At 69.0% G+C, this 25,776-nt stretch carries 26 protein-coding genes and 1 riboswitch; of the genes, 17 read left to right on the top strand and 9 right to left on the bottom strand.

Annotation, left to right across the window (positions count from 1 at the left end; genetic code table 11):
* Positions 1-24 precede the first annotated feature (24 nt).
* From A5727_RS03090 to deoC, 4 genes are all read left to right on the top strand, one after another.
* Positions 25-672 carry a heparin-binding hemagglutinin gene (locus tag A5727_RS03090; protein WP_068244272.1) on the top strand — a complete coding sequence of 216 codons (648 nt, stop codon included), beginning with the start codon at positions 25-27 and terminating at the stop codon, positions 670-672.
* A 67-nt stretch (positions 673-739) separates the two neighbouring features.
* Positions 740-1,024 (top strand): DUF2516 family protein, encoded by a 285-nt coding sequence (locus A5727_RS03085; RefSeq protein ID WP_068244269.1) that lies wholly within the window; start codon positions 740-742, stop codon positions 1,022-1,024.
* A 5-nt stretch (positions 1,025-1,029) separates the two neighbouring features.
* The gene (locus A5727_RS03080) at positions 1,030-1,428 is read left to right on the top strand and encodes a DUF2599 domain-containing protein (RefSeq protein WP_068244265.1); all 399 of its coding nucleotides are present in this window, start codon (positions 1,030-1,032) and stop codon (positions 1,426-1,428) included.
* Positions 1,429-1,437: 9 nt separating this feature from the next.
* Complete coding sequence (deoC, locus tag A5727_RS03075) at positions 1,438-2,121, top strand: deoxyribose-phosphate aldolase (protein WP_068244262.1); 684 nt, start codon at positions 1,438-1,440, stop codon at positions 2,119-2,121.
* A gap of 9 nt (positions 2,122-2,130) precedes the next feature.
* On the opposite strand, the gene A5727_RS03070 is transcribed toward deoC, so the two are convergent.
* Genes A5727_RS03070 through A5727_RS03060 form a run of 3 tightly spaced genes read right to left on the bottom strand, consistent with a single transcriptional unit; the run spans position 2,131 to position 6,348 of the window.
* Positions 2,131-4,491 carry an arylsulfatase gene (locus tag A5727_RS03070; protein ID WP_068244259.1) on the bottom strand — a complete coding sequence of 787 codons (2,361 nt, stop codon included), beginning with the start codon at positions 4,489-4,491 and terminating at the stop codon, positions 2,131-2,133.
* A 55-nt stretch (positions 4,492-4,546) separates the two neighbouring features.
* Positions 4,547-5,536, bottom strand: coding sequence for an LmeA family phospholipid-binding protein (locus A5727_RS03065; protein ID WP_231991934.1), 990 nt, complete (start codon positions 5,534-5,536; stop codon positions 4,547-4,549).
* Positions 5,533-6,348: a carbon-nitrogen hydrolase family protein gene (locus A5727_RS03060; RefSeq protein ID WP_068244257.1), complete on the bottom strand. Its 816-nt coding sequence runs from the start codon at positions 6,346-6,348 to the stop codon at positions 5,533-5,535. Before A5727_RS03060 ends, A5727_RS03065 begins: the two co-directional genes overlap by 4 nt.
* Positions 6,349-6,738: 390 nt before the next feature.
* Here A5727_RS03060 and A5727_RS03055 point away from each other — a divergent pair, with 390 nt between their 5' ends.
* The gene (locus A5727_RS03055; RefSeq protein ID WP_068244254.1) at positions 6,739-8,064 is read left to right on the top strand and encodes a hypothetical protein; all 1,326 of its coding nucleotides are present in this window, start codon (positions 6,739-6,741) and stop codon (positions 8,062-8,064) included.
* A 188-nt stretch (positions 8,065-8,252) separates the two neighbouring features.
* Here A5727_RS03055 and A5727_RS03050 read toward each other — a convergent pair whose 3' ends face one another.
* Positions 8,253-8,768 (bottom strand): MarR family winged helix-turn-helix transcriptional regulator, encoded by a 516-nt coding sequence (locus A5727_RS03050; RefSeq protein WP_068244250.1) that lies wholly within the window; start codon positions 8,766-8,768, stop codon positions 8,253-8,255.
* 274 nt (positions 8,769-9,042) lie between these two features.
* A riboswitch (guanidine-I (ykkC/yxkD leader) is annotated at positions 9,043-9,148 on the top strand.
* Between the two features lie 30 nt (positions 9,149-9,178).
* Here A5727_RS03050 and A5727_RS03045 point away from each other — a divergent pair.
* Positions 9,179-10,714 (top strand): high affinity choline transporter 1, encoded by a 1,536-nt coding sequence (locus A5727_RS03045; RefSeq protein WP_068244247.1) that lies wholly within the window; start codon positions 9,179-9,181, stop codon positions 10,712-10,714.
* 73 nt (positions 10,715-10,787) lie between these two features.
* On the opposite strand, the gene A5727_RS03040 is transcribed toward A5727_RS03045, so the two are convergent.
* From A5727_RS03040 to A5727_RS03030, 3 genes are read right to left on the bottom strand one after another with little or no spacing between them, the layout of a single operon-like run.
* A complete protein-coding gene (locus A5727_RS03040) occupies positions 10,788-11,561 on the bottom strand; it encodes a class I SAM-dependent methyltransferase (protein ID WP_068244244.1) in 774 nt (257 codons plus the stop codon).
* Positions 11,562-11,590: 29 nt separating this feature from the next.
* Positions 11,591-12,103 (bottom strand): DUF2505 domain-containing protein, encoded by a 513-nt coding sequence (locus tag A5727_RS03035; RefSeq protein WP_197507569.1) that lies wholly within the window; start codon positions 12,101-12,103, stop codon positions 11,591-11,593.
* 12 nt (positions 12,104-12,115) lie between these two features.
* Positions 12,116-12,619, bottom strand: coding sequence for a DUF2505 domain-containing protein (locus A5727_RS03030; RefSeq protein ID WP_068244238.1), 504 nt, complete (start codon positions 12,617-12,619; stop codon positions 12,116-12,118).
* Positions 12,620-12,645: 26 nt separating this feature from the next.
* On the opposite strand from A5727_RS03030, the gene A5727_RS03025 reads away from it, so the two are divergent.
* On the top strand, positions 12,646-13,716 hold the full coding sequence (locus A5727_RS03025) for a UDP-N-acetylmuramate dehydrogenase (protein WP_068244236.1): 1,071 nt from the start codon (positions 12,646-12,648) through the stop codon (positions 13,714-13,716).
* 48 nt (positions 13,717-13,764) lie between these two features.
* Entirely contained in the window at positions 13,765-15,078 is a 1,314-nt protein-coding gene (locus tag A5727_RS03020; RefSeq protein WP_068244233.1) for a L,D-transpeptidase, read from the top strand.
* Here the strand turns inward: A5727_RS03020 and A5727_RS03015 are convergent.
* Complete coding sequence (locus A5727_RS03015) at positions 15,059-15,805, bottom strand: SDR family NAD(P)-dependent oxidoreductase (protein ID WP_068244230.1); 747 nt, start codon at positions 15,803-15,805, stop codon at positions 15,059-15,061. The genes A5727_RS03020 and A5727_RS03015 overlap by 20 nt on opposite strands.
* Positions 15,806-16,035: 230 nt before the next feature.
* Between A5727_RS03015 and A5727_RS03010 the strand changes: the two genes are divergently transcribed.
* From A5727_RS03010 to A5727_RS02980, 7 genes are all read left to right on the top strand, one after another.
* The gene (locus tag A5727_RS03010) at positions 16,036-17,238 is read left to right on the top strand and encodes an ROK family protein (RefSeq protein ID WP_502687648.1); all 1,203 of its coding nucleotides are present in this window, start codon (positions 16,036-16,038) and stop codon (positions 17,236-17,238) included.
* A gap of 56 nt (positions 17,239-17,294) precedes the next feature.
* Positions 17,295-18,596, top strand: coding sequence for a D-inositol-3-phosphate glycosyltransferase (mshA, locus tag A5727_RS03005; RefSeq protein ID WP_068244223.1), 1,302 nt, complete (start codon positions 17,295-17,297; stop codon positions 18,594-18,596).
* Positions 18,593-19,093 carry a type III secretion system chaperone family protein gene (locus tag A5727_RS03000; RefSeq protein WP_068244220.1) on the top strand — a complete coding sequence of 167 codons (501 nt, stop codon included), beginning with the start codon at positions 18,593-18,595 and terminating at the stop codon, positions 19,091-19,093. Before mshA ends, A5727_RS03000 begins: the two co-directional genes overlap by 4 nt.
* 55 nt (positions 19,094-19,148) lie before the next feature.
* On the top strand, positions 19,149-19,904 hold the full coding sequence (locus tag A5727_RS02995; protein WP_068244217.1) for a phosphoglyceromutase: 756 nt from the start codon (positions 19,149-19,151) through the stop codon (positions 19,902-19,904).
* 140 nt (positions 19,905-20,044) lie between these two features.
* Positions 20,045-21,229 (top strand): sensor histidine kinase, encoded by a 1,185-nt coding sequence (locus A5727_RS02990; RefSeq protein ID WP_068244213.1) that lies wholly within the window; start codon positions 20,045-20,047, stop codon positions 21,227-21,229.
* A gap of 30 nt (positions 21,230-21,259) precedes the next feature.
* On the top strand, positions 21,260-21,946 hold the full coding sequence (locus A5727_RS02985; RefSeq protein ID WP_068244210.1) for a winged helix-turn-helix domain-containing protein: 687 nt from the start codon (positions 21,260-21,262) through the stop codon (positions 21,944-21,946).
* 139 nt (positions 21,947-22,085) lie between these two features.
* Positions 22,086-22,757 carry a class I SAM-dependent methyltransferase gene (locus tag A5727_RS02980; protein WP_068244207.1) on the top strand — a complete coding sequence of 224 codons (672 nt, stop codon included), beginning with the start codon at positions 22,086-22,088 and terminating at the stop codon, positions 22,755-22,757.
* Positions 22,758-22,760: 3 nt separating this feature from the next.
* Here the strand turns inward: A5727_RS02980 and A5727_RS02975 are convergent, their stop codons facing one another.
* Entirely contained in the window at positions 22,761-23,540 is a 780-nt protein-coding gene (locus tag A5727_RS02975) for a DUF3109 family protein (protein WP_197507568.1), read from the bottom strand.
* 110 nt (positions 23,541-23,650) lie between these two features.
* On the opposite strand from A5727_RS02975, the gene A5727_RS02970 reads away from it, so the two are divergent.
* Positions 23,651-24,655, top strand: coding sequence for a Ppx/GppA family phosphatase (locus tag A5727_RS02970; protein WP_068244204.1), 1,005 nt, complete (start codon positions 23,651-23,653; stop codon positions 24,653-24,655).
* The gene (locus A5727_RS02965) at positions 24,652-25,764 is read left to right on the top strand and encodes an Rv0497 family membrane protein (protein ID WP_068244201.1); all 1,113 of its coding nucleotides are present in this window, start codon (positions 24,652-24,654) and stop codon (positions 25,762-25,764) included. Before A5727_RS02970 ends, A5727_RS02965 begins: the two co-directional genes overlap by 4 nt.
* The last annotated feature ends 12 nt before the right edge of the window (positions 25,765-25,776 follow it).

Genomic DNA, 25,776 nt, shown 5'->3' with positions numbered 1-25,776 from the left:
GAGTTTCAATCGAAAGGAAACATCATGGCCGAGAACCCGACCATCGAAGAGCTGAAGGCTCCGCTGCTGGCTGCCGTCGGCGCTGCCGACCTCGCGCTGGCGACCGTGAACGAGATCGTGGCCGCCCTGCGTGAGCGGGCCGGCGAGGCCCGGACGGACGCGAACAGCGCCGTCGAGGAGCGTCGTGCCGCGCTGACCGCCCGCGTCGACGAGACCCGCGAGCGTTTCACCAAGCTGCAGGAGGACCTGCCCAAGGAGTTCGGCGAACTGCGCGACAAGCTCACCGCCGACGAACTGCGCAAGGTCGCCGAGGGCTACGCCGAGCAGGCGCAGAGCACCTACACCAAGCTGGTCGAGCGCGGCGAGGCCGCGATCGAGCGCCTGCGCAGCCAGCCTGCCATCGAGGACGTCGCCGAGCGTGCCGAGGGCTACGTCGACCAGGCTGTCGAGCTGACCCAGGATGCCCTGGGCACCGTCGCCACCCAGACCCGGGCCGTCGGTGAACGCGCCGCCAAGCTCGTGGGCGTCGACCTCCCGAAGAAGACCGAGGAGGCCGCCGAGCCGGTCAAGCAGGCCGCCGCGAAGGCTCCCGCGAAGGCTCCGGCCAAGAAGGCCGCCGCCAAGAAGGCTCCGGCCAAGAAGGCTCCGGCCAAGAAGGTCACCCAGAAGTAGGTTCACCCGGAGGCGCCTGGCGCCACCTGGAATCGACTGACCGATGACGCCCGCTTAGGCTGGTGAGGTGATACTCGCCAACCTAACGGGCGTCATCGCGTTGGTCATCGTGATTGCCGCCGCGGGCCTCGGGCTGTACGCGTTCGTCCACGCCGCGATGCAGCGCGCCGATGCCTACACGGCCGTCGACAAGCTCACCAAGCCCGTGTGGCTCGCGATCCTCGGCGTCTCTCTCCTGCTGTTGTTCCTCCTCGGCGGCATCTTCGGCGCGGCCATCTGTGCCTGCGCCGCGGGCGTGTACCTGGCGGACGTGCGCCCCAAACTGCTTGACGTCCAGGGAAAGTCCCGCTGACGGCGATGCGACGCACGCTTGCCGCGGCCGTCCTCGCGGCGTCCGCCATCCTGGCCGCCGCCCCCGCCCACGCCGACGACACCGCGCTCGTCGACCACACCGAATGGGTCAAATGGGGCGACCTCTCCAGTCTGCGCGTGTATCCCACGCCGGCCGCGCGGGCCGAGGCGGCCCAGTTGGGCACGCTGTCGATCGGCCAGACGGCCTGGGAACAGGTGCTGGCCCAGGCTCCCGACGCGGACCTGCCCGGCATGCGCGAACAGTTCCTATGCCACTGGCAGCTGGCGGAATTCGCCCAACCCGGCAAGACCAGCTGGAACCTCGAACCGTGGCGGCCAGAGGTGGACGCCGCCACGATGATCGAAACCGGCTGCAATCCCGGCGGCACCGAAGAACCCTTCTGAGAGTCATCGATGACTGAGTGGACCCGAAGCCGCGTCGCCGGCCTGGTCGATCACACCCTGCTCAAACCCGAGGCCACCCGGGACGACGTCCGGGCGCTGGCCGCCGAGGCTGTCGAGTTGGGCGTCTTCGCGGTGTGTGTGTCACCGCCCCTGGTGCCGACGGCAGTGACGGCGCTGACGGGCGCCTCCGTCGCCGTCGCGACGGTCGCGGGGTTCCCGTCCGGTAAACACGCGCCTGAGATCAAGGCCCGCGAAGCCGCCCTGGCGATCCAGGACGGCGCCCGGGAGGTCGACATGGTGATCGACGTCGGCGCCGCTGTCGCGGGGGAGTTCAACCGCGTTGCCGCCGACATCGCGGCGGTGCGGGCGGCGACGCCGGATGCGGTGCTCAAGGTGATCGTCGAATCGGCCGCCCTGCTGAGCCTTGCCGGCCCCGAGACGCTGACTCTCGCGTGCCGGGCCGCGGTGGACGCGGGCGCCGACTTCGTCAAGACCTCGACGGGCTTCCACCCCTGTGGCGGAGCCTCCGTGGCCGCGATCGAGATCATGGCCGACGCCGTGCGGACCGCGGGCCTGGGCGTGAAGGCCAGTGGCGGGATTCGCAACGCCGCCGACGCCGTCGCGATGCTCGACGCGGGCGCCACCCGGCTGGGGTTGTCCGGCACCCGCGCCGTGCTCGACGGCCTCGGCTGACGCCCGCGGCTACTGCGTTCCGAACGCCACCCGTATCTGCTGCGCGCGCTGCCGGGCGCGGTGGTCGGGGTCGATGTCGCCGGCGTCGATCTGCACCCATTCGATGCCGCCGGTGAAGCGGTTGTCGCCCGCGCGGTACTCCTCTGACACCGGAGAACCGGGGTCACGGCCCACCGCGCAGGTCTCGCTGGCCGAAAAGGCCGCGGGGACAGTGCGTTCCACGCGCCCGGACCCGACCTCGGTGCCGTCGACGAACAGGGTGGCGGTCCCGCCGCGGCCGACACCGCCGCCGTCGTAGGCGAACTCCATCCGCACCTCGTGCTGACCTGCGGGCAGGCGCTCGGAACTTCGGACGATTGCGGTGTCCAGAGTCAGGAAGTTGTAGCAGAACGTCAGTCGTCCGTCGTGCACGTACAGCGACCAACCGCCGGTGTGGCCCCCCAGTGCGATGATCACCCCGTTCGCGCCGCCGTCGGGCACTGTGAGCGGCGCGGTGATCGCGAACGACCGGTTCTTCGTGCTGACGGTGGTGGCCTCGGCGAAGCTCATGCCCGGATACATCCGCTGGCTGGTGCCGATGGTGAGTTCGGGCCGCCCCGCCGCCTCCGCGATGCCGCGGACGGCGGCGCGGTCGTCGATCGGGACGGCGTTGTACTTGACCGCCTCGATCAGCCAAAGTCGTTGCAGCTGGGCAAGTTTCTCCGGCAGCTCGGCGGCCAGATCACGGGCCTGGCTCCAGTCGGTGGTGGTGTCGTAGAGCTCCCAGCGGTCCTTATCGAAGGCGGGCAGGTCGACATCGCCGGTCTCCCAGGGGGTTCGGTGCTTGGTCACCGCGGTCCAGCCCTTGTGATAGATGCCACGGTTGCCCAGCATCTCGAAGTACTGGATGTCGTGACGCTCCTGTGCGTCGGGTTCGTCGAAGGTGTAGCACAGGCTGGTGCCCTCGAACGGGCGCTGCTGCACGCCGTTGACCGAGACCGGCTCCGGCAGGCCGGCCGCCTCCAGCACGGTGGCCGCGATGTCGTTGACGTGTCCGAACTGCGGGCGTACGCCGCTGCCCTTGATGCGCGCGGGCCAGTGGATCACCATCGGGTTGCGGGTCCCACCGAAGTGCGACGCCACCTGCTTGGTCCACTGGAACGGGGTGTTCATCGCATGCGCCCAGGACGCCGCATAGTGATTCGCGGTCCCGGGCAGGCCGAACCGGTCCTTCGCCGCGATGATCATTTCGGGCGTCTCGAGTTCGGGCATGCCGTTGAGCGTGATCATCTCGTTGAGTGAACCCTGCAGTGTCCCCTCGGCGCTGGCGCCGTTGTCGCCCCAGATCAGGATGATCATGGTGTCGTCGAGCAGGCCCTGCGCCTCGATCTCGTCGACGATCCGGCCGATGTGGTGATCGGTCTGCTCCATGAACCCGGCATAGACCTCCGCCTGGCGGACCAGCGCCGGTTTGAGCGCGTCGTCCATCTCATCCCAGGCGGGCAGGCCCGCACTGCGTTCGGTCAGCTCGGTGCCCTCCGGGATGGTGCCCAGCTCGATCTGGCGGGCCAGGATCCGTTCGCGCAGCGCGTCCCAGCCGTCGTCGAACACCCCCCGGTAGCGGTCGGCCCACTCGGGCGGAACATGGTGCGGGGCGTGCGTGGCGCCGGGCGCGTAGTACATGAAGAACGGCCGGTCGGGTGTGAGTGCGGCGCGCCGGCGCAGGTAATCGATGGCTTTGTCGGCCAGCTCCTCGTTGAGGGTGTAGCCCTGCTCCGGGGTGCCCGACGGCTCGACCGGCGTGGTGTTCTCATACAGCGACGGGTGGTACTGGTCGGTCTCGCCGCCGATGAACCCGAAGAAGTACTCGAAGCCGCCGCCCGGGGTCGGCCAGTGGTCGAACGGGCCCATCGGGCTGGTCTCCCACACCGGCACCTCGTGACACTTGCCGATCTGGGCGGTGGAGTACCCGTTGAGTTTGAGGATCTCCGGCAGGGTCGCGCAGGTGTTGGGCCGTGCCGAGGTCATGCCGGGGGCGGAGGTGGCGATCTCGGTGATGGCGCCCATGTTCACCGAATGATGGTTGCGTCCGGTCAGCAGTGACGCGCGCGTGGGCGAGCACAACGCCGTGGTGTGGAACTTCGTGTAGCGCAGGCCGTTGGCCGCAAGCCGCTCGAGGGTCGGGGTGTTGCAGGGGCCGCCGAACGCGCTGGACGCCCCGTATCCCGCATCGTCGATCAGAACGAGAAGGACGTTCGGTGCGCCCTGGGGCGGACGCAGCGGTTGCAGCGGCGCAAACCGGGAATCGGGATCCTTGGCGTCGTAGGGGGTGTACCCCGGGCGGACGATATCGGCGATCGGCAGGACCTGCCGTGACGGTTGCTGCGACACGAGGGAATGGTTCCACGTCCCGGCGTCGTGAACTCCTGCAGGTACAGCCCGGCGTCTACAGTGCCGAGAAGCAGGGATCCTCGGTGCCCGGCGGAATGGTCGAGTTCTGCGACGAGAGTTGGGCGACGATGCCGCTGTCGGTGACCTCCACGCTGTCGGCGTGGATGTCCATCGGGTAGTTCTTGGTCAGCTCACCGGTGAACATGTCCAGCGCGGGCTGCACGGTCTCCCGCGGCAGCGTGAAGCCCAGGCCGCTGACGTTGACGACCTCCATGGCGAATCCGCCGTCGACCACGTCCGGTCTGACCGTGACGCTGCCCAGGCCCGCATCCAGGGTCAGCGTGCCCGCGCTCGGATCGGTGGTGACATTGGAGATGAACCCGCCGAACAGCGGGATGGCGTTCTGCACGGACTGCTTGATGCCGTCGGCGGACCAGTCGATCCGGGCCACCATTGAGCCGACGGTGCCGCCACCGGTGTCCGGGTTGTCGGACAGCCGGATGTCGCTGATGTCGATGTCGAGCTTCATGCCCTTGGCATCGCGGACCTGGTTGCCCTCGGTCTTGATCGAGAGGTTGGTGTAGTGCTTGTTGGCGTGCTGCCACAGGAACGGCGGCACCACGCCGAACGACGCCGTGGCCTTGTCCTGCACCACGCACGACACGATCTTGGAGACGATCGAGTCCGCGCGGTTGCGGGCATACAGTTCTCCGCCCAGCACACCCGCGATGACCAGAGCCACCACGATCACCAGCACCAGCACGATCGACAGCGGGTCCTTGAACAGCCGGCCCAGGGCGCCGCCCTTCCGGGGTTCCTCCGGGGGAGGCACGGCGCCGGGGGCGGGTGGCGGCGGTGCGTCCTGGCGCGGGATGTGAGCGGTGGCGGGGTCGACGGCGTCTGGGCGCGCGATGCGCTCGGTCGGCCGGGCCTCGGCGCCGGGGACCCGCTCAATGCGCTCGGTGGCGCCGATGGGCTGTGCAGGGTTGGCCTGGGTGGGGCGGGACCACATCGAGGGGTCCTCACCCTGTGGCGGATTCGTCACCTGCGCGATTCTGCCTTATCCCGCGCCGTGAAGTCTGACCGGTTGGTCAGCACGCCCAGCGTTTCCCGGGCCTGACCTGCGGCGTCGACGTCCACATCGCACACGATGAGTTCGGGATCTGCGCCCGCCGACGCGAGCACCTGGCCGAACGGGCCCACCGCGGCGCTGCCGCCGACGCCGGTGGGGCCGCTGGCGGCGATCTCGTCACCGGGATAGGCCTGATCGACGGCGATGACGAAGCTCCCGGTGTCGACCGCGCGCGCCCGTGTGAGCAGCGTCCACTGGTCGAGTTTCCCCGGCCCGGCGCCCCACGACGCACTCACCGTCATCACCTGGGCTCCGCGGTCGGCCAACTCCAGATACAACTGCGGGAACCTGATGTCGTAGCACGTGGTGAGTCCCACCGTGACGTCGTCGACCGAGATCGTCACGGGGTCGAATCCCGGTGCGACGGTGCTGGACTCGCGGAAGCCGAAGGCGTCGTACAGGTGGATCTTGTCGTAGTGCGCGTCCACGTCGGGACCGACGGCCAGCAGCGTGTTGGTGACCCGTCCGTCGGTGGTCGGGCAGTACATTCCCACGACGACGGTCAGCCCGCAGTCCTCGGCGACGCGGCGCACCCCATCGGCCCAGGGGCCGTCGACGGGTTCGGCCACCGACGTCAGCGGAACGCCGAAGCGGCACATCGTCGCCTCGGGAAACACCACCAGGCGGGCGGCGTCGTCGGCCGCGCGCCGAGTGAAGTCCACCACCGTGGCGAGATTGGCGGCCGGGTCGGTGCCGCTGGTGATCTGGGCGAGGGCGATGCGCATACGGCCAGGTTAGCGGGATCCGGCGAGAGGGCCGCCCTGCAGAATTGACACATGTTTCACTTTGTTGACCTATGTGAAGCATCGACCGGTGCGTTCATGCAGGTGGGAAGCTGAGAAAACGGAGCCTGCGGCCCGATGGTTCTGACTGGAACACGTGTCAATTCCTACACTTTGTGTGTTTGCCCTTTGAAAGGTCAACAACCTGCCGATCGGTTTGCTGTGAACCCGGTCTCAGTGCCGTCTGTATGTGATTATGAGCCGACAGTGGGATAGCTTGCCGGACGTCGCGCCCAACGAGTCGCTGTCGAGTTCGTCAATTTCTCAGGCCTCTCAGCTTTCTCTCAGTTAACTTTCGTCCCGTTCGATCACTTGCTTGCGAAAGGAACCACCTTGCACGTCTCAGCCCGCTCGTATCTCACCGCCGGGGTCGCCCTCGTCGGGGCCGGCGCGATCGCCCTGACTCCCGTGGCCCCGCCGCTGCCTGACATCCAGGTGCCGTCGCTGAACGCCATCTCCGCCAACGTCGCGCTGGCGACCAACCCCGTCGACCGGTGGATCGAGGTCTTCCAGGCCACCGCGATCAACGTCGAGGAACTCATCGCGTATGTGGCCAGCGCCCCGGCGCCGGTCGCCGGGCAGCTCCTGGCGAACGCCGTCGGCAACGTGCAGCACATCGTCACCGGCTTGGGTGTGGCGGCCGAACAGATCGTCGGCGGGATCGCCTCGGTCCCGGCCGCGCTGCAGGCCGCGGTGGCCAGCCTGGCCGACGGCAACATCGAGGGCGCCGTCACCGAACTGCTGAACCCGCTGCTGGGTGTGGGCCTCGGTGCGCTGATGGTCCTGCAGCCCTTCCTCGAGGTCGGCATGAGCGTGGTCGACAACGCCGCGGCCTTCATCAACACGCTGATCGACCCGGTGACGGTGCTGTACCTGTCGCTGGCCCTCGGCGGCGCGCTGATCTCGCCGATCAACGCCCTGGCGCACACCGCGCAGGAGGTCTGGGAGGGAATCACCACCCTGGATCCGATGCGCGCCATCAACGCGGTGCTCAACGTTCCGGCCGATCTGTTCAACGCGGTCGTCAACGGGTACGGCGTCATCAACTTCATGGGCATCGAGATCCCCGCGCCGGGCCTGCTGAACACGACCGATGGCCTCAGTGGCGGCTTGGCCTCCACCCTGCAGCTGCTTCGCGAGAATCTGGCGATCGCCATCGGTTGGGACCCGGCCCCGGCCGAGGAGCCTCCTGCTGCGTTCGCGGCCAAGGTCGCGGTGGACGAGGTCGCCGGAGTGCCGGACCTCACCACGGCGGCGGTCACGGTCAACGTCTCCACGGAGTCCGAGGGAGCCACGAGCGAGCCTGCCGCCGGTGACGTCGAAGCGCCGGCGCCCGCGGCGGACGCCGACGAGCTCGGTGCCGGCAGCGGCGAGGGCAGCAGCGAGGGCTCGTCCGACAGCGGTTCGGTCGGCGGCTCGGACAGCGGCTCGGTCGGCGGCGGCGAGGCTGAGGCCCCGGCCAAGGACCTCAAGGCGGAGCGTCAGGCCCAGCGTGAGGCCGCCAAGGCGGACCGCGACGCCGTCAAGGCCGAGCGTCAGGCCAAGCGCGACGCGGCCAAGGCGGAGCGTCAGGCCCAGCGTGACGCGGCCAAGGCGGAGCGTCAGGCCAAGCGCGACAACGCCGGAAGCCAGGCTGACACGGCAGACGCGGCGGCCTGATCGCTGACACTGCCTGATCACTGACTCGGCCCCGCACTCAGCGCCCCTCGTCTGAGTGCGGGGCCGATCTCCGTTTTCGGTGAAGCCGTCCATCGGCGTAGTGAAAGGCGTAGTGAAAGGCGTAGTGAAAGGTGCCCCGCACTCAGCGTCTGAGTGCGGGGCCGATCTCTGTATTCGGTGAAGCCCGCCTAGCGGGAGTTACCCCGCAGTGCGTCGCTGAGGCGGCGGCAACTGTGACCCAATGCGGTCACCTGCTGCCGGGTCAGCTGGTTGAGATACAACGCCCGGACGACATGGGCGTATGTGCGATGCGCCAGCGCCAGGCGTGCCCTTCCGTGCTGGCTGATGTGGGCGAGCACGCACCGCCGATCGTCCGGGCAGGGGCGCCGGCTCAACAATCCGAGCGATTCCAATCGACTGACCTGTGCTGTGACCCGGCTGGGGATGAGCGCCAATTCATTGGCCAGGTCGCTCATTCGGGCTGCGCCGCCCTCAGACTCGGCCAACAGGCCCAGGAGCAGGACGTCCGTCAGGGTCAGCTTGTGCATCCGTTTGAGGGTGCGATCCAGCGTCTCCAGCATTCGGGTCGACGAGTCCAGGAAGTGCTGCCAGGCGCGTTGCTCGGCCTCGTCGAGTCCGGGGAGGCCGCTCGACCGCTCAGCGGCGGCTGTGCTGCCGGAATCCGGCGACACCGTGTCGTCCATCGAGTTCTGACTCCGTTCTAGAACACGTTATTGCTGTTTGAACAATGGGCGCTATCAAGATCAAAAACGCATTGTAGTCAATAAATTGCAAATAGACGGTCGATCGATAGTTTATAAAATGTCGAAATGAACTAATGACAGTAGTCAAGTTTTCCGGCTTGGGGAGGCGCCCGCCGTGGTGACCGCGGAGAGGATCCCGCAACACACCGTTAACGCGCGGAGGCGAGCCCCGTAACGATTCCGGGTTTGGCTGGGCAGCGACTCACGCCGATGCGTGAGGCGCGTCTAGGGTTCCGCCGCATCCGCGGGTCTGGTCCGAGAGACGCAGACGACCGGCACCGTCGCCAGTCGTTCCACGGCGGGGGAAAAGCCCGGGAGACTCCAGGTTCGTTCAGGAGGCTCTTGCCGAAATGATTCTGTTGGGCGTTGCGTTGAGCATCGCGGTCGTCGTCGCCGTCGGTTTCCTCGTCTCGAAGCGCATCGAGGGTGACAGTTCCAATTTCCTTGTGGGCGGCCGAATGCTGCCGTTCTGGCTCGTCGGCGGTGCCCTCATGGGCGCCGCGGTCGACACCAACGCCACGCTCGGAAACACCGATCTGGCTTTCGAATTCGGGTTCTGGGCCGGCGCCTGCCTGCCGCTGGGGCTGGCGCTGTGCCTGTTGATCACGGGCCTGTTCTTCGCCAAACCGATGAACCGGATGGGGCTGACCTCGTTCCCCGACTACTACCGACTGAGATTCGGCCGGTCGGTCGAGGTGGGCGCGTCGATCCTGCTGGCCGTCGCGTTCTGCATGCTGGTGGCGGGCAACCTGGTCGCCGGCGGATTCCTGTTCAACTACTTCCTGGGCATGCCCTATTGGCTCGGCGTGGTGCTGATCGCGGCAATCGCGGTGGCCTACACCGGAACCGGCGGCCTGATCGCCGACGCCTACACCGCCATCATCCAGATGGCGCTGATCCTGGCCGGCGCGATCGGCCTGCTGGTGTGGATGGCCACCAGCCACGGCCTCGACATCGCCGAGGGCACCGGACCGTTCGCGCTGGGACAGATGTCAGATCCCGCGCAGGGGGCCGTGATCAACTGGGCGACGCTGATCGCCCTGGGCATCGGTGACATCGTGGCCATCGACTTCATGGCGCGGGTCTTCTCCGCCAAGAGCCCCGAAGCGGCCCGTAAGGCCTGCTTCACGGCCGCGGCGGGCACCGTCGCGATCTGCGTGCCGTTCGGACTCGTCGTGCTCGCCGCGCACTCGATCCTGCCCGAGGAACTCGGCGGACCCGTGCTGTTCGTGCTGCTGGACCAGTACGCCCCGATCGGCCTGACGATCCTGGTGCTGTGCGGCCTCGTCGGCGCCTCGATGAGCACCGCCAACGGCGCCATCCTGGCGATCTCCAACGTGTGTGTCCGAAACCTCGGCGGGGTGCGTCGCGTTCACGTTGCGGGACAACGTGATCCACTGCTGCGGGCCACCCGAATCGCGATGGTGCCGATGACGCTGTTCGCGATCACGTTCGCGATCTACGTCAAGCAGACCGGCATCCTGCTGACTCTGGCGTTCGACCTGATGCTGGCCTGCCTGGCGGTCCCGTTCATCCTCGGGTTGGTGTGGCGCCGCGGCACGACGCGTGCCGCCGTCACGGCGATCATCGCCGGCCTCGTGGTCCGCCTGACGCTGTTCGCGCTCACCCCCACGATGTACGGCGTCGAGAACACCATCCTGTACATCCCCAATGATCTCGTGAGCCCGTCGTTCGACGGATGGCCGACCTTCATCGCGTTCGCCGTGGCGATCGTCACCTACGTCTCGGTGGCGCTGGCAACCCCGCCGGCGACCCTGCGCGGACTCGACATCCGGACGGCGCAGGACCTCGACGACGTGCTCGACCGGGCCCCGGCGGAGACGGCACCCGCGGTGGCGAACCGGCGCGAGCCGGAACCGGTGTAGGCCCGGCCTGCGTCGAGATCGACCTCAGGGCTGTTGAATCCGTGCTGACACAGCCCTGGTGTCGATCTCGGCGCTAAACGGGCTCAACTACACCCCACGGCACCGTCAGCACCGCGTCACGACCCATCCGGCGCTGCGGTTCGACGGGCAGACCGTCGTCGCGAAGCGCGGTCAGCATCGCGCGCCATCGGGCGCGGGGCCCGAACACCCCATGCCCGGCGGCCGCGGCCCAGGACCGGTCGGCGTCGGTGAGCAGCCGATGGATGGGCTGGCCTGAAACGTTGTGGTGGATCAGCACTTTCGGCAGTCGCTCGGCCAGATCGGACGGCCGCTCGATGTGTGCCGGGTCGCAGGCCAGCGTCAGGCTGAGCGGACCCTCGTGATCCAGCAGCACCCAGCACGCGCGTCTGCCCAACTCATCGCACGTCCCGTCGAGAATCAACCCGCCGGGGGACAATCGGGCCTGCATCGTCGACCAGGCTCCGGCGACCTCTCCCTCGGGATACTGCCGCAGCACGTTGAACGCGCGCACCAACACCGGCCGCAGGCCCGCCAGCTCGAAGCCGCCGACCGCGAACCGCACCCGGTCATCATCGGCCACGGCGCGTGCGACGCGGACTCGGTCGGGGTCGATCTCGAGGCCCACGACTCGAACCCCCGGGTACACCGCGCGCAGGCGGGATGCCAGTTCGAGCGTGGTCACCGGCAGAGCACCGAACCCCAGGTCGACGACGAGCGGGTCGGGCACGGCCGTCAGCGCCGCGGCGACCCGCGGGGACTGCACCAGCCAACGGTCGCCGCGCCGCAGGCGATTGTGGCCCGTGGTACCGCGGGTCGGCTGCCCGATCGGTCGGAAAGAGATGGTGGCCTCCCGCGTCAGCGCTGCGCGACCCAGTCCGCCATGAACTGCCGTTCGGCGTCGAAGAGCATCGTGATGTTGGACAGGATGAGCTGCTCGAGTGTGCCGCCGATCAGCGGGATGCTCACCTTGCAGACGCTGGCCAGCCGCATCTGCGTGCCCGACTCGCCCTCGGTGAGCAGATACTGGCCGCCGAAGTGACCCGGCCCGCGCGGCACGGTGGCCCGGTAGCTGCCCGTGACTCGGCGCTGCGCCGCGTCGAACGGATCGAAGTGCTGTTCACGGGTGATCACCATGTCGACCGGCATCACCGACCGGGCGATCGGGGGCAGTTCGGACCGCGGCAGCAGTTGCCGGAACACGATGTCGGTGCCCGAATCGCTGCTGGAGAAGTGGGTGACCTCGGACTGCGGCGTGAGCCATCCGTAGGCCGCCATCAGGCTGTCCCAGAACGTCCTGCTGGTGAAATCCGCGTACACCCGCTCGACCGGAACGTCGAAGGTGACCGTGTAGTCCATCCGTCGACTCATGGTTGCTGGAGTCTAGTCGCGTGCGATCCAGGAACTGGTGAAGCGCTGCTCACTGACGAGCAGCTCCACCAGTTGAGTGCCGATGAAGCCTTCGACCTTCCCGCCCACCAGCGGAATCTTCACCTCGACCTCGACCCGGAAATCCGCCTTCGAACCCGTCGCGGTGCCCTGCAGCCGGCCGCTCCCGGTCACCGACACCGGCGCCCCCGGGATGGCCGCGGCGATCGTGGCGGTCGACGTCCCGCCGGTCACCGGGGACCACACCTCCTGACGGGTGATCCTCAGGTCCCCGCGGTGCAGCTGGGTCACCAGGCCGGGCAGCCGGTCGGCGCGCAGCACCTGCGTGGTGGCGACTCGCAGGCCCCCCGCGGCGCCGACGGTCAGGGCGTCCAGGACGGCGTCATCCGCGCCGGAGTCCGCGAGCCTGGACAACCAGTACTGCCTGTCGCTCAACGCCGAGTGCACCTCCGCGACGCTGCCCGGGTACTCGGCCGCCAAGTCGAATGAACGGGCCATAGCCGCAGACGCTACCGTTACGGCCCGTGGCGAGTTCACGGTTCGCGGGTGCCGCGGTGGCTGATCGAGTGCCACTTGCGCCGCTGACGACGCTGCGTGTGGGGCCGGTCGCGCGCCACGTCATCACGTGCACCAGCACCGACCAGGTGGTCGCGGCGCTCACCGAACTGCGGGACGAGAATCCACTGGTCCTCGCTGGCGGATCCAACGTCGTCCTCTCCGATGACCTCGACGATCTGGTCGTGGTGCGCATCGCCAACACCCACATCACCGTCGAGGGGGACACGGTCCGCGCCGAGGCGGGCGCGGTCTGGGACGACGTCGTGGTGACGGCATTGGAGGCGGGTCTGGGCGGGCTGGAATGCCTGTCGGGGATCCCAGGGTCCGCGGGCGCCACGCCCGTGCAGAACGTCGGCGCGTACGGCGCCGAGGTGGCCCAGGTGATCAGCCGGGTCAAGCTGCTGGACCGGCGCAGCGGTGAGGTGACGTGGGTGACCGGCGACGACCTGGGATTCGGGTACCGCACCAGTGTGCTCAAGCACGGCGAGTCCGCGGGTGCGCGCTGCGTCCTCGAGGTCGAGTTCACGCTGGACCCCAGCGGCCGCAGTGCCCCCCTGCGCTACGGCGAGTTGGCCACGACGCTCGGCGCCGACGCCGGTGACCGCGTCGAGGCGTCCGCGGTCCGCGAGGCCGTGCTGAAGCTGCGCCGCGGCAAGGGCATGGTGCTCGACGCCACCGACCACGACACCTGGAGCGTCGGCTCGTTCTTCACCAATCCAGTGGTCAGCCGCGAGGTGTTCGAGGCCATCGAGCGCGATTTCTCGGCGCGCGGTCGGTCCGTGCCGCACTACCCGGCCGGGGCCGAGGTCAAACTGGCCGCGGGGTGGCTGGTCGAGGCGGCCGGCTTCGGAAAAGGCTTCCCGGGGGCCGGCGAGCCCGCGCGGCTGTCCACCAAACACGCCCTGGCGCTGACCAACCGCGGGAACGCGACGAGTGCCGACATCCTGGCGCTGGCGCGGCGTATCCGCATGGGCGTGCGTGACGCGTTCGGCATCACCCTCGAACCCGAACCGGTCATCGTCGGCGCTGTGATCTGAGCCGCTGGATTCCCGGGCCCCACGGACGTGTCCGTACCCTGGATTCACGTGAGACCTCCCCGCGACCCGGCCGACGGCCCGCCGCTGTCCCGGCGCACGGCATTGGCCGCGTTGGCGCTGGGTGCGGTGGCTCCCGGAGTGCTGGCCGCCTGTGCGGGCCGATCCGGTGGGCCGCAGGCCGACAGCGGGCCGCCGCCGTCGGCCGACCTGTCGTTCACGCCCGCCAAGGGCGCCACCGACGTCGTGCCCACCGATCGGGTCAGCGTGAAGGTCAGTGGCGGGCATCTGCAGAAGGTCAGCCTGACCAATCCCGACGGCCGGGTGGTCGCGGGCCGGCTCGATCGCGAGCGCACGATGTTCGAGACCACCGAACCGCTGGGCTACGGCGTCGAGTACACGTGGGCCGGTTCGGCGGTCGGCGCCGACGGCAACGCGGTGCCCATCGAGGGCAGCTTCACCACGGTGTCGCCCACCCAGACCGTCAGCGGGCAGTTCCAGCTGTCGGACGGCCAGACCGTCGGCGTGGCCGCACCGATCATCCTGCAGTTCGACGCCGCCATCGCCGACGAGGACAGGGCGGCCGTCGAGCGTGCGCTGACCGTGACGACCGAACCCCCCGTGGAGGGCGGCTGGGCGTGGCTTCCCGATGAGGCCGCGGGATCCCGTGTGCACTGGCGGACCAGGGACTACTACCCGGCGGGCACCACGGTGCATGTGGACGCCAAGCTCTACGGCGTGCCGTTCGGCGACGGAGCCTATGGCGCAGCCGATTCCACGCTGGACATCACCATCGGGCGGCGGCAGGTCGTCAAGGCCGAAGCGTCCAGTCACCGAATCCAGGTGATCACCGACGAGGGCGTGATCATGGACTTCCCGTGCAGCTACGGCGAGGGCGACCTGGACCGCAACGTCACCCGCAGCGGCGTCCACGTGGTCACCGAGAAGTACGAGGACTTCTACATGACCAACCCGGCGGCCGGCTACGCGAACATTCGCGAGCGGTTCGCGGTGCGCATCTCCAACAACGGCGAGTTCATCCACGCCAACCCGGCCAGTTCGGGTGCGCAGGGCAACAGCAATGTCACCAACGGGTGCATCAACCTGTCGCTCGAGGACGCCGAGCAGTACTTCCACTCGGCGCTCTACGGCGACCCCGTCGAGGTGACGGGCACCCGAATCGAGCTGTCCTACGCCGACGGGGACATCTGGGACTGGGCGGTCGACTGGTCGGAGTGGACGGCGATGTCGGCCCTGAGCGACCAGGACAGCCCGGCCTCGCTGCCGAGCACCGCGCCGGTCACCCCCAGCGGCGCGCCGACCCTGTCCGGCACGCCCACCAGCACTACTGAACCCGGCGGTTGAACCGTCCGTTCGGGGCCTGATCCCGCGGCCTGATCACGATCTGATCGAGGTTGACGTGCGACGGCCGGCTCGCGACGAACCCGATCACCTCGGCGACGTCCTCGGCCACCAGTGGGGTGATGCCCGCATACACCGAGTCGGCGCGCTGCTCGTCGCCGTCGAACCGGACCAGCGAGAACTCGGTCTCCACCGCACCCGGGGCAATCTCGGTCAGCCGCACCGGCTTTCCCAGCAGCTCGCCGCGCAGGGTGCGGTGCAGCGCGCCCTGGCCGTGCTTGGCCGCGGTGTAGCCCGAACCGCCGTCATAGGTCTCGAACGCCGCGATCGAGGTGACAGTGACGATCAGGCCGTCACCGGAGGCCACCAGCTTGTCCAGCAGCGCGCGCGTGACACGCAGCGTGCCCAGCACATTGGTCTCCCACATCCACCGCCAATGGTCAAGGTCGGCGTCGGCGACGGATTCGAGTCCCTTGGCGCCGCCGGCGTTGTTGACCAGCACGTCGACGCGGTCCAGACGCTGCGCCAACGCGGCCACAGACACGTCATCTGTGACGTCGGTCACGATGGCCTCGCCGCCGATCTCGGCGGCCAGGCGTTCGATCCGATCCGCGCGGCGTGCCGCGACGACGACATGAAAACCAAGGGAGGCAAGTGTTTTCGCGGTCGCTTCGCCGATACCCGAACTGGCTCCGGTGACCACTGCCGTTCTCTTCGATGCGTGCGTCATCGGAACAACTCTAGTGACTGTGCTAAATTCGCCACGTGTCCAAGCGGTACATGGGAAGCACGAGTGCTCCGCACGCTGTCGCGTGTGGCGTGCTGTCGTGTTGTTGTCCCGGTTCCTGCCGCGCCTGACGAGTCCTTCCCTCCGTCGGTTGACGCGGCCCTCAGTGCCCCAACCGAATCGGACCCAAGGACAACCCTGTGCGTACCAACACCATCACCGCCGTCTCCCACATCCACCCGCTGCGTTCGCGCCATCAGATCGTCGTCCCGGCGCTGAAGGTCGCCGACGGCGCCGCCGCCTCGGTCTTCGCCGCGGTCCGGCAGCGCGGCCCGGTTGCCCGCGACACCATCGCCAGCGCCACCAAGCTGTCGATCGCGACCGTCAACCGCCAGGTCACCGCGCTCCTTGACGCGGGTCTGCTGCGTGAGCGCGCCGACCTCGCGGTCTCCGGTGCGATCGGGCGGCCCCGCGTTCCGGTCGAGGTCAACCACGAACCGTTCTTGACCGTCGGCGTGCACATCGGCGCCAGAACCACCAGCATCGTGGCGACCGACCTGTTCGGGCGCACCCTCGACACGGTCGAGACGCCGACCCCGCGCGGTACGCAGGCCACGGCGCTGGCGACCCTGGCCGGCAGCGTGCAGCGTTACCTGAGCCGCTGGCACCGCCGTCAGACTCTGTGGGTCGGCGTGGCCATCGGTGGGGCGGTCGACAGCGCACGCGGCGTCGTCGACCACCCCCGGCTGGGCTGGAGCCAGGCGCCGGTCGGCCCGGTGCTGGCCGACGCGCTCGGCCTGCCGGTGTCGGTCGCGGCCCACGTCGACGCGATGGCCGGCGCCGAACTGCTGCTGACCGGACGCCGTCAGTCGGCCACCAGCCTGTATGTGTACGCGCGTGAGACGGTCGGTTACGCCTTGGTGATCGACGGCCGTGTGCACAGCCCGTCGAGCGGGCCGGGCACCATCGCGAACCTTCCGGCCAACTCCGAACTGCTCGGTGGCACAGGCTCTTTGGAGTCGACCGTCAGCGACGAGGCCGTCGTCTCGGCGGCCCGCAGGCACGGAGTCCTGACGTCGGAGGTGTCCACCGTCGCGGCGGTGGTCACCGCGGCGCGCCGCGGCAGCGAGGTCGCACAGCAGCTTCTGGCGGAACGCGCCCGGGTGCTCGGCGAGTCGGTCGCGCTGCTGCGTGATCTGCTCAACCCCGACGAGCTCGTGGTCGGCGGGCAGGCGTTCACCGAGTACGCCGAGGCGCTGCCGCTGGTGGAGTCGGCGTTCGCGGCGAAATCGGTGCTGCCGGCTCGGGAGATCCGGTTGACCGGCTTCGGCAACCGCGTGCAGGAGGCCGGTGCCGGCGTCGTGTCCCTCGGTCCGCTCTACGCCGACCCGCTGGGTGCGCTGCGCCGCGCGAGCCGTCCGCGGGCCACCGCCTGAACCACGCCCGTCCAGGCGCTTCCCGGTCCCTGCGGCCGCTGGTGTAAGCATGAGGGGTGCGTGTCGCGGTCTTGTCGGTCCATACGTCGCCGTTGGCTCAACCGGGCACCGGCGACGCCGGCGGGATGAACGTCTACGTTCTGCAGACCGCACTGCATCTCGGGCAGCGTGGCGTCGAGGTGGAGATCTTCACCCGGGCCACGTCGTCGGCGGACGAGCCGGTGGTCCAGGTGGCGCCCGGCGTGACGGTGCGCAATGTCGTCGCCGGGCCGTTCGAAGGGCTCGACAAATACGATCTGCCCACGCAGTTGTGTGCGTTCACCGCGGGTGTGCTGCGGGCCGAGGCCACACACGAACCCGGGTACTACGACATCGTTCACTCGCACTACTGGCTGTCGGGTCAGGTCGGTTGGCTGGCCCGCGATCGCTGGGCCGTCCCGCTGGTTCACACAGCGCACACACTGGCCGCGGTGAAGAACGCCGCCCTCGCCGAGGGCGACGCCCCGGAACCGGCACTGCGCGCGGTCGGTGAGCAGCAGGTCGTCGACGAGGCCGATCGCCTCATCGTCAACACCGACGACGAGGCCCGCCAACTGGTTTCGCTGCACCACGCCGACCCGGCGCGCATCGACGTCGTGCACCCCGGCGTCGATCTGGCGACGTTCACCCCGGGTGACCGCGACGCCGCGCGCCGCGCTCTGGGTCTTCCGGACGAACCCACCATCGCCTTCGTGGGCCGCATTCAGCCATTGAAGGCGCCTGACGTGCTGCTGCGTGCCGCCGCCAAACTTCCGGGGGTGCGCGTCGTCATCGCCGGCGGGCCGTCGGGCAGCGGACTGGCGGCGCCCGACGGGCTGCTGCGCCTGGCCGACGATCTCGGCATCAGTGACCGCGTGACCTTCCTGCCGCCGCAGTCGCGGGACAACCTGGTCAACGTCTACCGCGCCGCTGACCTGGTGGCCGTCCCCAGCCACTCCGAATCGTTCGGCCTGGTCGCCATCGAAGCCCAGGCCTGCGGCACTCCCGTGGTGGCCGCCGCGGTCGGCGGGTTGCCCGTCGCGGTGCGCGACGGGCAGTCCGGGGCCCTGGTGCCCGACCACGACCCCGACCACTGGGCGGCCGTGCTGGGCGACCTGTTGGGCCAGGACCGCGCGCGCCGCGACGCCATGGCCGCGGCCGCCGTGCGGCACGCCGCGACGTTCTCGTGGGACCACACCGTCGACTCGCTGCTGGGCGCCTACCGCCACGCGATCGCCGACTACGCGCGCACGCACGAGGGCGCGACCACCCGTGACTCGCTCGCGGTGCCGCGGAGGACGGGGCTGCGCTGGTCCCGGCGTCGGGGAGTGCGGGCATGAACGCCCAGCAGGTCATCGAGGAGGCCCTGCGGGAGCGCGAGCTGACCTACAGCCTGCACACGGACACGCACGGCGGGCTGCCGGCACTGGTCGTCGAACTGCCGGGCGAACGCAGACTCAAGACCAACACCCTGCTGAGCATCGGCGAGCACTCGGTGCGCGTCGAGGCTTTCGTGTGCCGACGACCCGACGAGAACTTCGAAGAGGTCTACCGCTTCCTGCTCAAGCGCAACCGCAGGCTCTACGGCGTCGCCTACACCCTCGACAACGTCGGCGACATCTACCTCGTGGGACTGCTCGCGCTGGAGTCCGTCACGGCCGACGAGATCGACCGGATCCTCGGGCAGGTGCTCGAGGCCGTCGACGGAGACTTCAACACGTTGTTGGAGCTGGGTTTTCGCACCTCAATCCAACGGGAGTGGGCCTGGCGGGTCTCCCGCGGGGAGTCGCTGAAGAACCTCGAGGCGTTCGCGCACCTGATCGACGACGAGGCCTGACGCCCACGGTCGCCGCCCACGCGCGTCCCAGTGGAGGCATGAGAGGATTCCAGGCATGGCTGACTCCACCCTGGTCCTGCTCCGTCACGGCGAGAGCGAATGGAATGCGCTCAACCTCTTCACCGGATGGGTCGACGTCGACCTGACCGACAAAGGCCGCACCGAGGCCGTGCGCGCCGGGGTGTTGATGGCCGAACAGGGTCTGCTGCCCGATGTTCTGTACACCTCGCTGCTGCGCCGCGCGATCACCACCGCGCACCTCGCGCTCGACGCCGCCGACCGGCTGTGGATCCCCGTGGTCCGGGACTGGCGGCTCAATGAACGGCACTACGGCGCGCTGCAGGGCCTCGACAAGGCCGAGACCAAGGCCAAGTACGGCGAAGAGCAGTTCATGGCGTGGCGGCGCAGCTATGACACCCCGCCGCCGCCGATCGAGAAGGGCAGCGAATTCAGCCAGGACGCCGATCCGCGTTACGCCGGCATCGGCGGCGGCCCGCTGACCGAGTGTCTGGCCGACGTCGTGGCCCGGTTCGTGCCCTACTTCGAAGAGGCCATCGTGCCCGACCTGCGGGCGGGCAAGACCGTGCTGGTCGCCGCGCACGGCAACTCCCTGCGCGCGCTGGTGAAGTACCTGGACGGCATGAGCGACGAGGACGTGGTGGGCCTGAACATCCCCACCGGCATCCCGCTGCGCTACGACCTCGACGCGGACCTGCGGCCCAAGGTGGCGGGCGGCACCTACCTGGACCCCGAGGCCGCCGCCGCCGGCGCCGCGGCCGTGGCCAGCCAGGGGGCCAAGCAGGCGCACTGACCCGCCCAGGGTGAGGGGCGAGCAAACGGCAGTTGAACGCGGGTTAACGGCGCGCGAACACCTGCTCGGGATGCTGTGACATGTCCCGCTTTGGCCGCACGCTGCTGGGATGACGTTCACCGGATGCGTACGCTTTTCGCGTGAGTGTCGTATCGGCGCTGATCCTCGCCGGGGTCGCCTCTGGGCTGGCGCTGGTCGTGGGCGCGGTGATCGGCGCGCAGTTGTGGCCGATGATCGTGGAGCGACGGCGTCGCCGCGCCGCGGAACTGGCCGGTATCACGGTGTCCCAGATGCTCAAACGCATCGTTGAGCTCTCCCCGCAGGGGATCGTCGTCGTGGACGCCTTCCGTGACGTGGTCTTCGTCAACGACCGCGCCCGGCACGGCGAACTGGCACTCGTGCACGACCGCCTGCTCGACGACCGGGCCTGGGCCGCCGCGCAGCACACCCTGGAGACCGGTGAGAACACCGAGGTGGACCTGACGCCGGCGCCCAAACGGGCCGCCGCGGGACGTTCGGGGCTGTCGGTGCGCGGCCACGTCCGCCTGCTGACCGACGATGACCGCCGGTTCGCGGTGGTGTTCGTCGACGATCAGTCCGACCACGCCCGAGTCGAGGCGACCCGGCGTGACTTCGTCGCCAACGTCAGCCATGAACTGAAGACGCCCGTCGGCGCCATCGGCGTCCTGGCCGAGGCGATCCTGGAGTCCGCCGAGGACCCCGAAACCGTGCGCAGGTTCGGCGCCAAGGTGCTCGCGGAATCCAAACGTCTTGCCGACATGGTCGGCGAACTGATCGAACTGTCCCGCCTGCAGGGCGCCGAGAAACTGCCCGACCTCGACGCGGTGGACGTGGACAGCGTTGTGGCCGAGGCGATTTCGCGCAACAAGCTGGCCGCCGACAACGCCGACATCAGTGTCACCGCCGACGCCCCGTCCGGCCTGCAGGTGCTGGGCAACCCGCCGCTGCTCGCGACGGCGCTGGCGAACCTGATCTCCAATGCCATCGCGTACTCGCCGCACGGCTCGACGGTGTCGATCAGTCGGCGTCGCCGCGGCGCGTACGTGGAGATCGCGGTGACCGACCGGGGCATCGGAATCGCCAAGGCCGATCAGGAGCGCGTGTTCGAACGCTTCTTTCGGGTCGACAAGGCGCGCTCGCGTGCCACCGGCGGGACGGGTTTGGGCCTGGCGATCGTCAAGCACGTCGCCGCCAACCACAACGGGTCGATCCGGCTGTGGAGTCAACTGGGCACCGGATCGACCTTCACGCTGTCGATCCCGGCCTGCAACGACGCCGACGACGGCGAAGAGTCACCTGAGTAGGACCCCTGTGAGGAGAGGACGATTACGTCAATGACCAGTGTGCTGATCGTGGAGGACGAGGAGTCGCTGGCCGATCCCTTGGCCTTCCTGCTGCGCAAGGAGGGATTCGAAGCCACGGTGGTGGGCGACGGTCCGAGTGCATTGGCCGAGTTCGACCGGTCCGGCGCCGACATCGTGCTGTTGGACCTGATGCTGCCCGGGATGAGCGGCACCGATGTCTGCAGGCAGCTTCGGGCCCGTTCGGCCGTGCCGGTGATCATGGTGACCGCTCGCGACAGCGAGATCGACAAGGTCGTCGGCCTGGAACTGGGCGCTGACGACTACGTCACCAAACCGTATTCGGCGCGCGAGCTGATCGCGCGGATCCGGGCCGTGCTGCGCCGCGGCGGCGACACCGACGAGGGCGGCGTCGACGGCGCGGTCCTGGAGGCCGGCCCCGTCCGGATGGACGTCGAACGGCACGTCGTGAGCGTCGCGGGAGAGTTGATCACTCTGCCGCTCAAGGAGTTCGACCTGCTCGAATACCTCATGCGCAACAGCGGGCGGGTGTTGACCCGCGGTCAGTTGATCGACCGCGTCTGGGGGGCCGACTACGTCGGGGACACCAAGACCCTCGACGTCCACGTCAAAAGGCTGCGATCCAAGATCGAGGCCGACCCGGCCAACCCGGTGCGGCTGGTGACGGTGCGTGGCCTGGGTTACAAGCTGGAGGGCTGACGCGCACCCGCGCCGACTTGTAGGGTGGAACACCTTGGGGATGTCGGGGGTGGCGCCTCAAGGTGTGTCGACGTGGGGGAGTTGGATCGTGCACGGTGGGGCGTTTTGTCGAGCATGCGGATCGCGTGCCGTTCAACGGGTGATCGACCTTGGCAGTGTCGCACTGGCGCTGTGCATCGAATGCGCACTGGCCCAGCTCGACGGTGACAGCTCGAACGCGACCCACCCGTGTCTGGACTATCCGGAGCCCAGGGCCGACGAGGTCACTCAGATGCTGCGCACGGCCGACGCAGCCGAACTTCTGGTCGGCGACACGGTCCGGCAGTTCGGGGGCAGGCACGGCGGCAGCTGGCTGCCGCTGCTGACGCAGATGGGCTTCACCCCCGTCTTCGGCGGTCAGGCCGACGTCGTGGTCGACAACTTCGGCGCCGTCCACGACCCCGACCAGCGATCGGCGTTCCGGATGCTGGCCGAGTCCACCGCGCCCGGGGGAGTGCTGCTGCTGCAGTTCGACTCGATCGCCGACCTGGTCCGCTGTGGCCGGTGGGACTCGCTGTCGCCGAACCACTTCGCCTACTACTCGCTGACCGCGCTGATCCGGATGCTGGCCGATGTCGGAATGTCCGTGGTGTCGGTGTGGCGGATCGACCCCGTGCGCGGCACCACGATGGCTGCGGCCGTGCACGCGCGGTATTGGCCGGCCGACGCGGGCGTCGAACGGATGCTGGCCGACGAGCATCAGCTCAAGATCACCAGCACCGAGGGATTCACCGCGGGCAGCGTGTGGGCCGAGGCCAACCGGGTGCGCTGAGGGTCACTGCGCCGCGCGGGTCGCGGGGTGCACGGCGATCAGGCCGAGGGCGCTGCGGCGTCGGCACATCGCCGCCAGTTCGGCGTACGCCTTCTCGCCGAGCAGTTCGGTCAACTCCGGCGCGTAGGACTCATAGACCGGCTTCGCACCGACGTGTGCGGCCGGGTCGCTGGTGCAGTACCAGTGCAGGTCCGCGCCGCCCGAACCCCAACCGCGGCGGTCGTATTCGGTGATCGTGGTCTTGAGGATCTCCGTGTCGTCAGGCCGCTTCACCCATTCCTGGGTGCGCCGGATCGGCAGCTGCCAGCAGACCTCGGGCTTCATCGTCAGCGGATTGACGCCGAGCTTGAGGGCCTTGCTGTGCAGCGCGCAGCCGATGCCGCCGGCGAAACCGGGACGGTTGAGGAAGATGCACGCGCCCCTGTACTTCCGGGTGCGCAGGTTCGGCTCGTCGTCATAGGTGTCCATCTCGAGATACCCCTTGCGACCCAAGCCTTTATCGCGGTACTGCCAGTCCTCGTCGGTCAGCTGTTTGACCGCGTCGTCGAGTTTGGCCCGGTCGTCGTCGTCGGACAGGAAGGCGCCGTGTGAGCAGCAGCCGTCGTCCGGCCGGCCCTCGACGGTGCCCTGACAGGCAGGCGTGCCGAACACGCACGTCCAGCGGGACAGCAGCCAGGTCATGTCGGCGGCGATCAGATGCTCGTCGTTGTCGGGGTCGTAGAACTCGACCCATTCACGCGGGAAGTCCAACTCGACCTCACCCGGATACACACCGCCTGCCACAGGATTCCACGGTAGACGACATCGCTCGGGTTCACCGCCCAGCGGCGCGCCGAACGCCTTCTGCGCGGGCGCTTCCGCGCACCCCCGGCCGCCGCGCTAGGTTGACAGACGTGCGATTGGGCGTGCTCGACGTGGGAAGCAACACAGTTCACCTGTTGGTGGTGGACGCACGTCGTGGTGGCCATCCCACCCCGATGAGTTCGACCAAGGCCGCGCTTCGACTCGCCGAGGCCATCGACAGCTCCGGCAAGCTCACCCGCAAGGGCGCCGACAGGCTCGTCGCCACGGTCGACGAGCTGGCCAAGATCGCCGCCAGTTCGGGCTGTGCCGAACTCATGGCGTTCGCCACCTCCGCCGTCCGCGACGCCACGAACTCCGAAGAGGTGCTGGCCCGCGTGGCCGCCGAGACGGGCGTTGCGCTGCAGGTGCTCTCGGGCCGCGACGAGTCGCGCCTGACCTTCCTGGCGGTCCGGCGCTGGTACGGCTGGAGTGCGGGTCGCATCATCAACATCGACATCGGCGGCGGCTCACTCGAACTGTCCAACGGCGTGGACGAGGAGCCCGAGGTGGCCCTGTCGCTGCCGCTGGGGGCGGGACGGCTGACCAGGGAGTGGCTGCCGGACGATCCGCCGGGCCGGCGCCGGGTGGCTATGCTGCGTGATTGGCTGGACACCGAACTGGCGGACGCGCGCAAGACCGTGCTGGCTGCGGGCAGCCCGGATCTGGCGGTGGCCTCATCCAAGACGTTCCGCTCCCTGGCTCGGCTGACCGGTGCGGCACCTTCGGGCGCCGGACCGCGGGTCAAGAGGACGCTGACGGCCAACGGTCTCAGACAACTCATAGCGTTCATCTCTAGGATGACCGCGGCTGATCGTGCGGAATTGGAAGGAGTCAGCGCCGAACGGGCCCCCCAGATCGTGGCGGGTGCCCTGGTGGCGGAGGCGAGCATGCGAGCGCTGTCGTTGGAAGTCGTGGACATCTGCCCGTGGGCGTTGCGGGAGGGCCTGATCCTGCGCAAGCTCGACAGTGAAGCGGACGGTTCCGATCTGGTGGAGACGCAGATGGGGGATGCTGACAGAGTCGGGCAGACCCGGCCGGGAGGCAACAGACGATGACTGGACCAGAGAACGGCGCCAACGGCACGCGCCCGATCTCGGTGGCCGAACTGCTGGCCAAGAACGGCACGATCGGCGCACCGCCCGTCGGTGGCCGCCGCCGGCGCCGCCGCGGCAACAGTGACGCCGTGACGGTCGCCGAACTGACCGGCGAGATCCCGATCATCCGGACCGGCGAGATCCCCGTCGTCCGCGATGCCGAGGAGGAGCAGGACGATGCGGCCGACGCCGAGGAGGCTCCCGGTCCTGAGCCGCAGGAGGCGGCGGCCGAGGCTGCCCCACGCGTCGCTCCGCGGCCGGAGCCCGCGCCCGCGCGCGGCCGGAACGGCGCACCCCCGGCGCGGCCCGTCGCCGACGAGCCCGTTCGGGAGCGCAGGACACCGCCGGAACGCTCGGAAGACCCCCTGCCGCGCCGGGGCCGCCCGGCGACCCCCGAACGCAGCCACTACCCGCGTCCGGTGCGCAGGGTTGAGGCGGGGCCGCTCGACGGCCGTCGGCGCGACGAGGGTGCGCCGGCCGAGACCATGAGTCCCGACCCGATCGATCTCGAGGACTCCGAGACCGAACTCGACCTCACCGCCGACACCGGGTTGGCCGACGTCAATCTGATCCCCGACGAACTCGGGATCGGCGACCCGTCGTTCGCCGACGCCGACGACACCACGCTGTTCGGCGGCGAGACCGTCGCCGACGACCTGGCGCGCCGCCGGTCGAGCGCGCTCGACGACGACGATGTGGCGGCCGAACTCGACGGCTTGGCCGAACTCGATGACGTGGCCGAACTCGACGGCGTCGACGAGGACGACGAGGACATCGAGGGTGACCTCGACGAGCCCATGACGCGCCGTCAGCTCGTGATGCACGGCGCCTCCATCGCGCTGCAGTCGATCGTCGCGGTCGCCTTCGGCGCCGGCCTGTTCATCGCCTTCGATCAGCTCTGGAAGTGGAACAGCCTGGTCGCACTCGCGCTCGGGGTGCTGATCATCCTGGGCCTGGTCGTGGGTGTCCGGATCGTGCGCAAGACCGAGGACATCGGCAGCACGCTGACCGCCGTCGCCGTGGGTGCACTCGTCACCTTCGGACCGCTCGCGCTGCTGCAGGCGAACTAGGCACCCTGGCTT

The sequence above is a fragment of the Mycobacterium sp. ACS4331 genome (genome assembly GCF_001667265.1).
Lineage (GTDB): Bacteria > Actinomycetota > Actinomycetes > Mycobacteriales > Mycobacteriaceae > Mycobacterium.
Note: the sequence above shows the minus strand (reverse complement) of the source record. Positions and strands in the feature narration are given on the sequence as shown.

Coding starts and splice junctions, on each gene's coding strand:
- A5727_RS03090 (WP_068244272.1), top strand. CDS start 25: ATGGCCGAGAACCCGACCATCGAAGAGCTGAAGGCTCCGCTGCTGGCT.
- A5727_RS03080 (WP_068244265.1), top strand. CDS start 1,030: ATGCGACGCACGCTTGCCGCGGCCGTCCTCGCGGCGTCCGCCATCCTG.
- deoC (WP_068244262.1), top strand. CDS start 1,438: ATGACTGAGTGGACCCGAAGCCGCGTCGCCGGCCTGGTCGATCACACC.
- A5727_RS03060 (WP_068244257.1), bottom strand. CDS start 6,348: ATGCGCATCGCCCTCGCCCAGATCACCAGCGGCACCGACCCGGCCGCC.
- A5727_RS03050 (WP_068244250.1), bottom strand. CDS start 8,768: ATGGACGACACGGTGTCGCCGGATTCCGGCAGCACAGCCGCCGCTGAG.
- A5727_RS03045 (WP_068244247.1), top strand. CDS start 9,179: ATGATTCTGTTGGGCGTTGCGTTGAGCATCGCGGTCGTCGTCGCCGTC.
- A5727_RS03035 (WP_197507569.1), bottom strand. CDS start 12,103: ATGAGTCGACGGATGGACTACACGGTCACCTTCGACGTTCCGGTCGAG.
- A5727_RS03030 (WP_068244238.1), bottom strand. CDS start 12,619: ATGGCCCGTTCATTCGACTTGGCGGCCGAGTACCCGGGCAGCGTCGCG.
- A5727_RS03015 (WP_068244230.1), bottom strand. CDS start 15,805: ATGACGCACGCATCGAAGAGAACGGCAGTGGTCACCGGAGCCAGTTCG.
- A5727_RS03000 (WP_068244220.1), top strand. CDS start 18,593: ATGAACGCCCAGCAGGTCATCGAGGAGGCCCTGCGGGAGCGCGAGCTG.
- A5727_RS02995 (WP_068244217.1), top strand. CDS start 19,149: ATGGCTGACTCCACCCTGGTCCTGCTCCGTCACGGCGAGAGCGAATGG.
- A5727_RS02985 (WP_068244210.1), top strand. CDS start 21,260: ATGACCAGTGTGCTGATCGTGGAGGACGAGGAGTCGCTGGCCGATCCC.
- A5727_RS02965 (WP_068244201.1), top strand. CDS start 24,652: ATGACTGGACCAGAGAACGGCGCCAACGGCACGCGCCCGATCTCGGTG.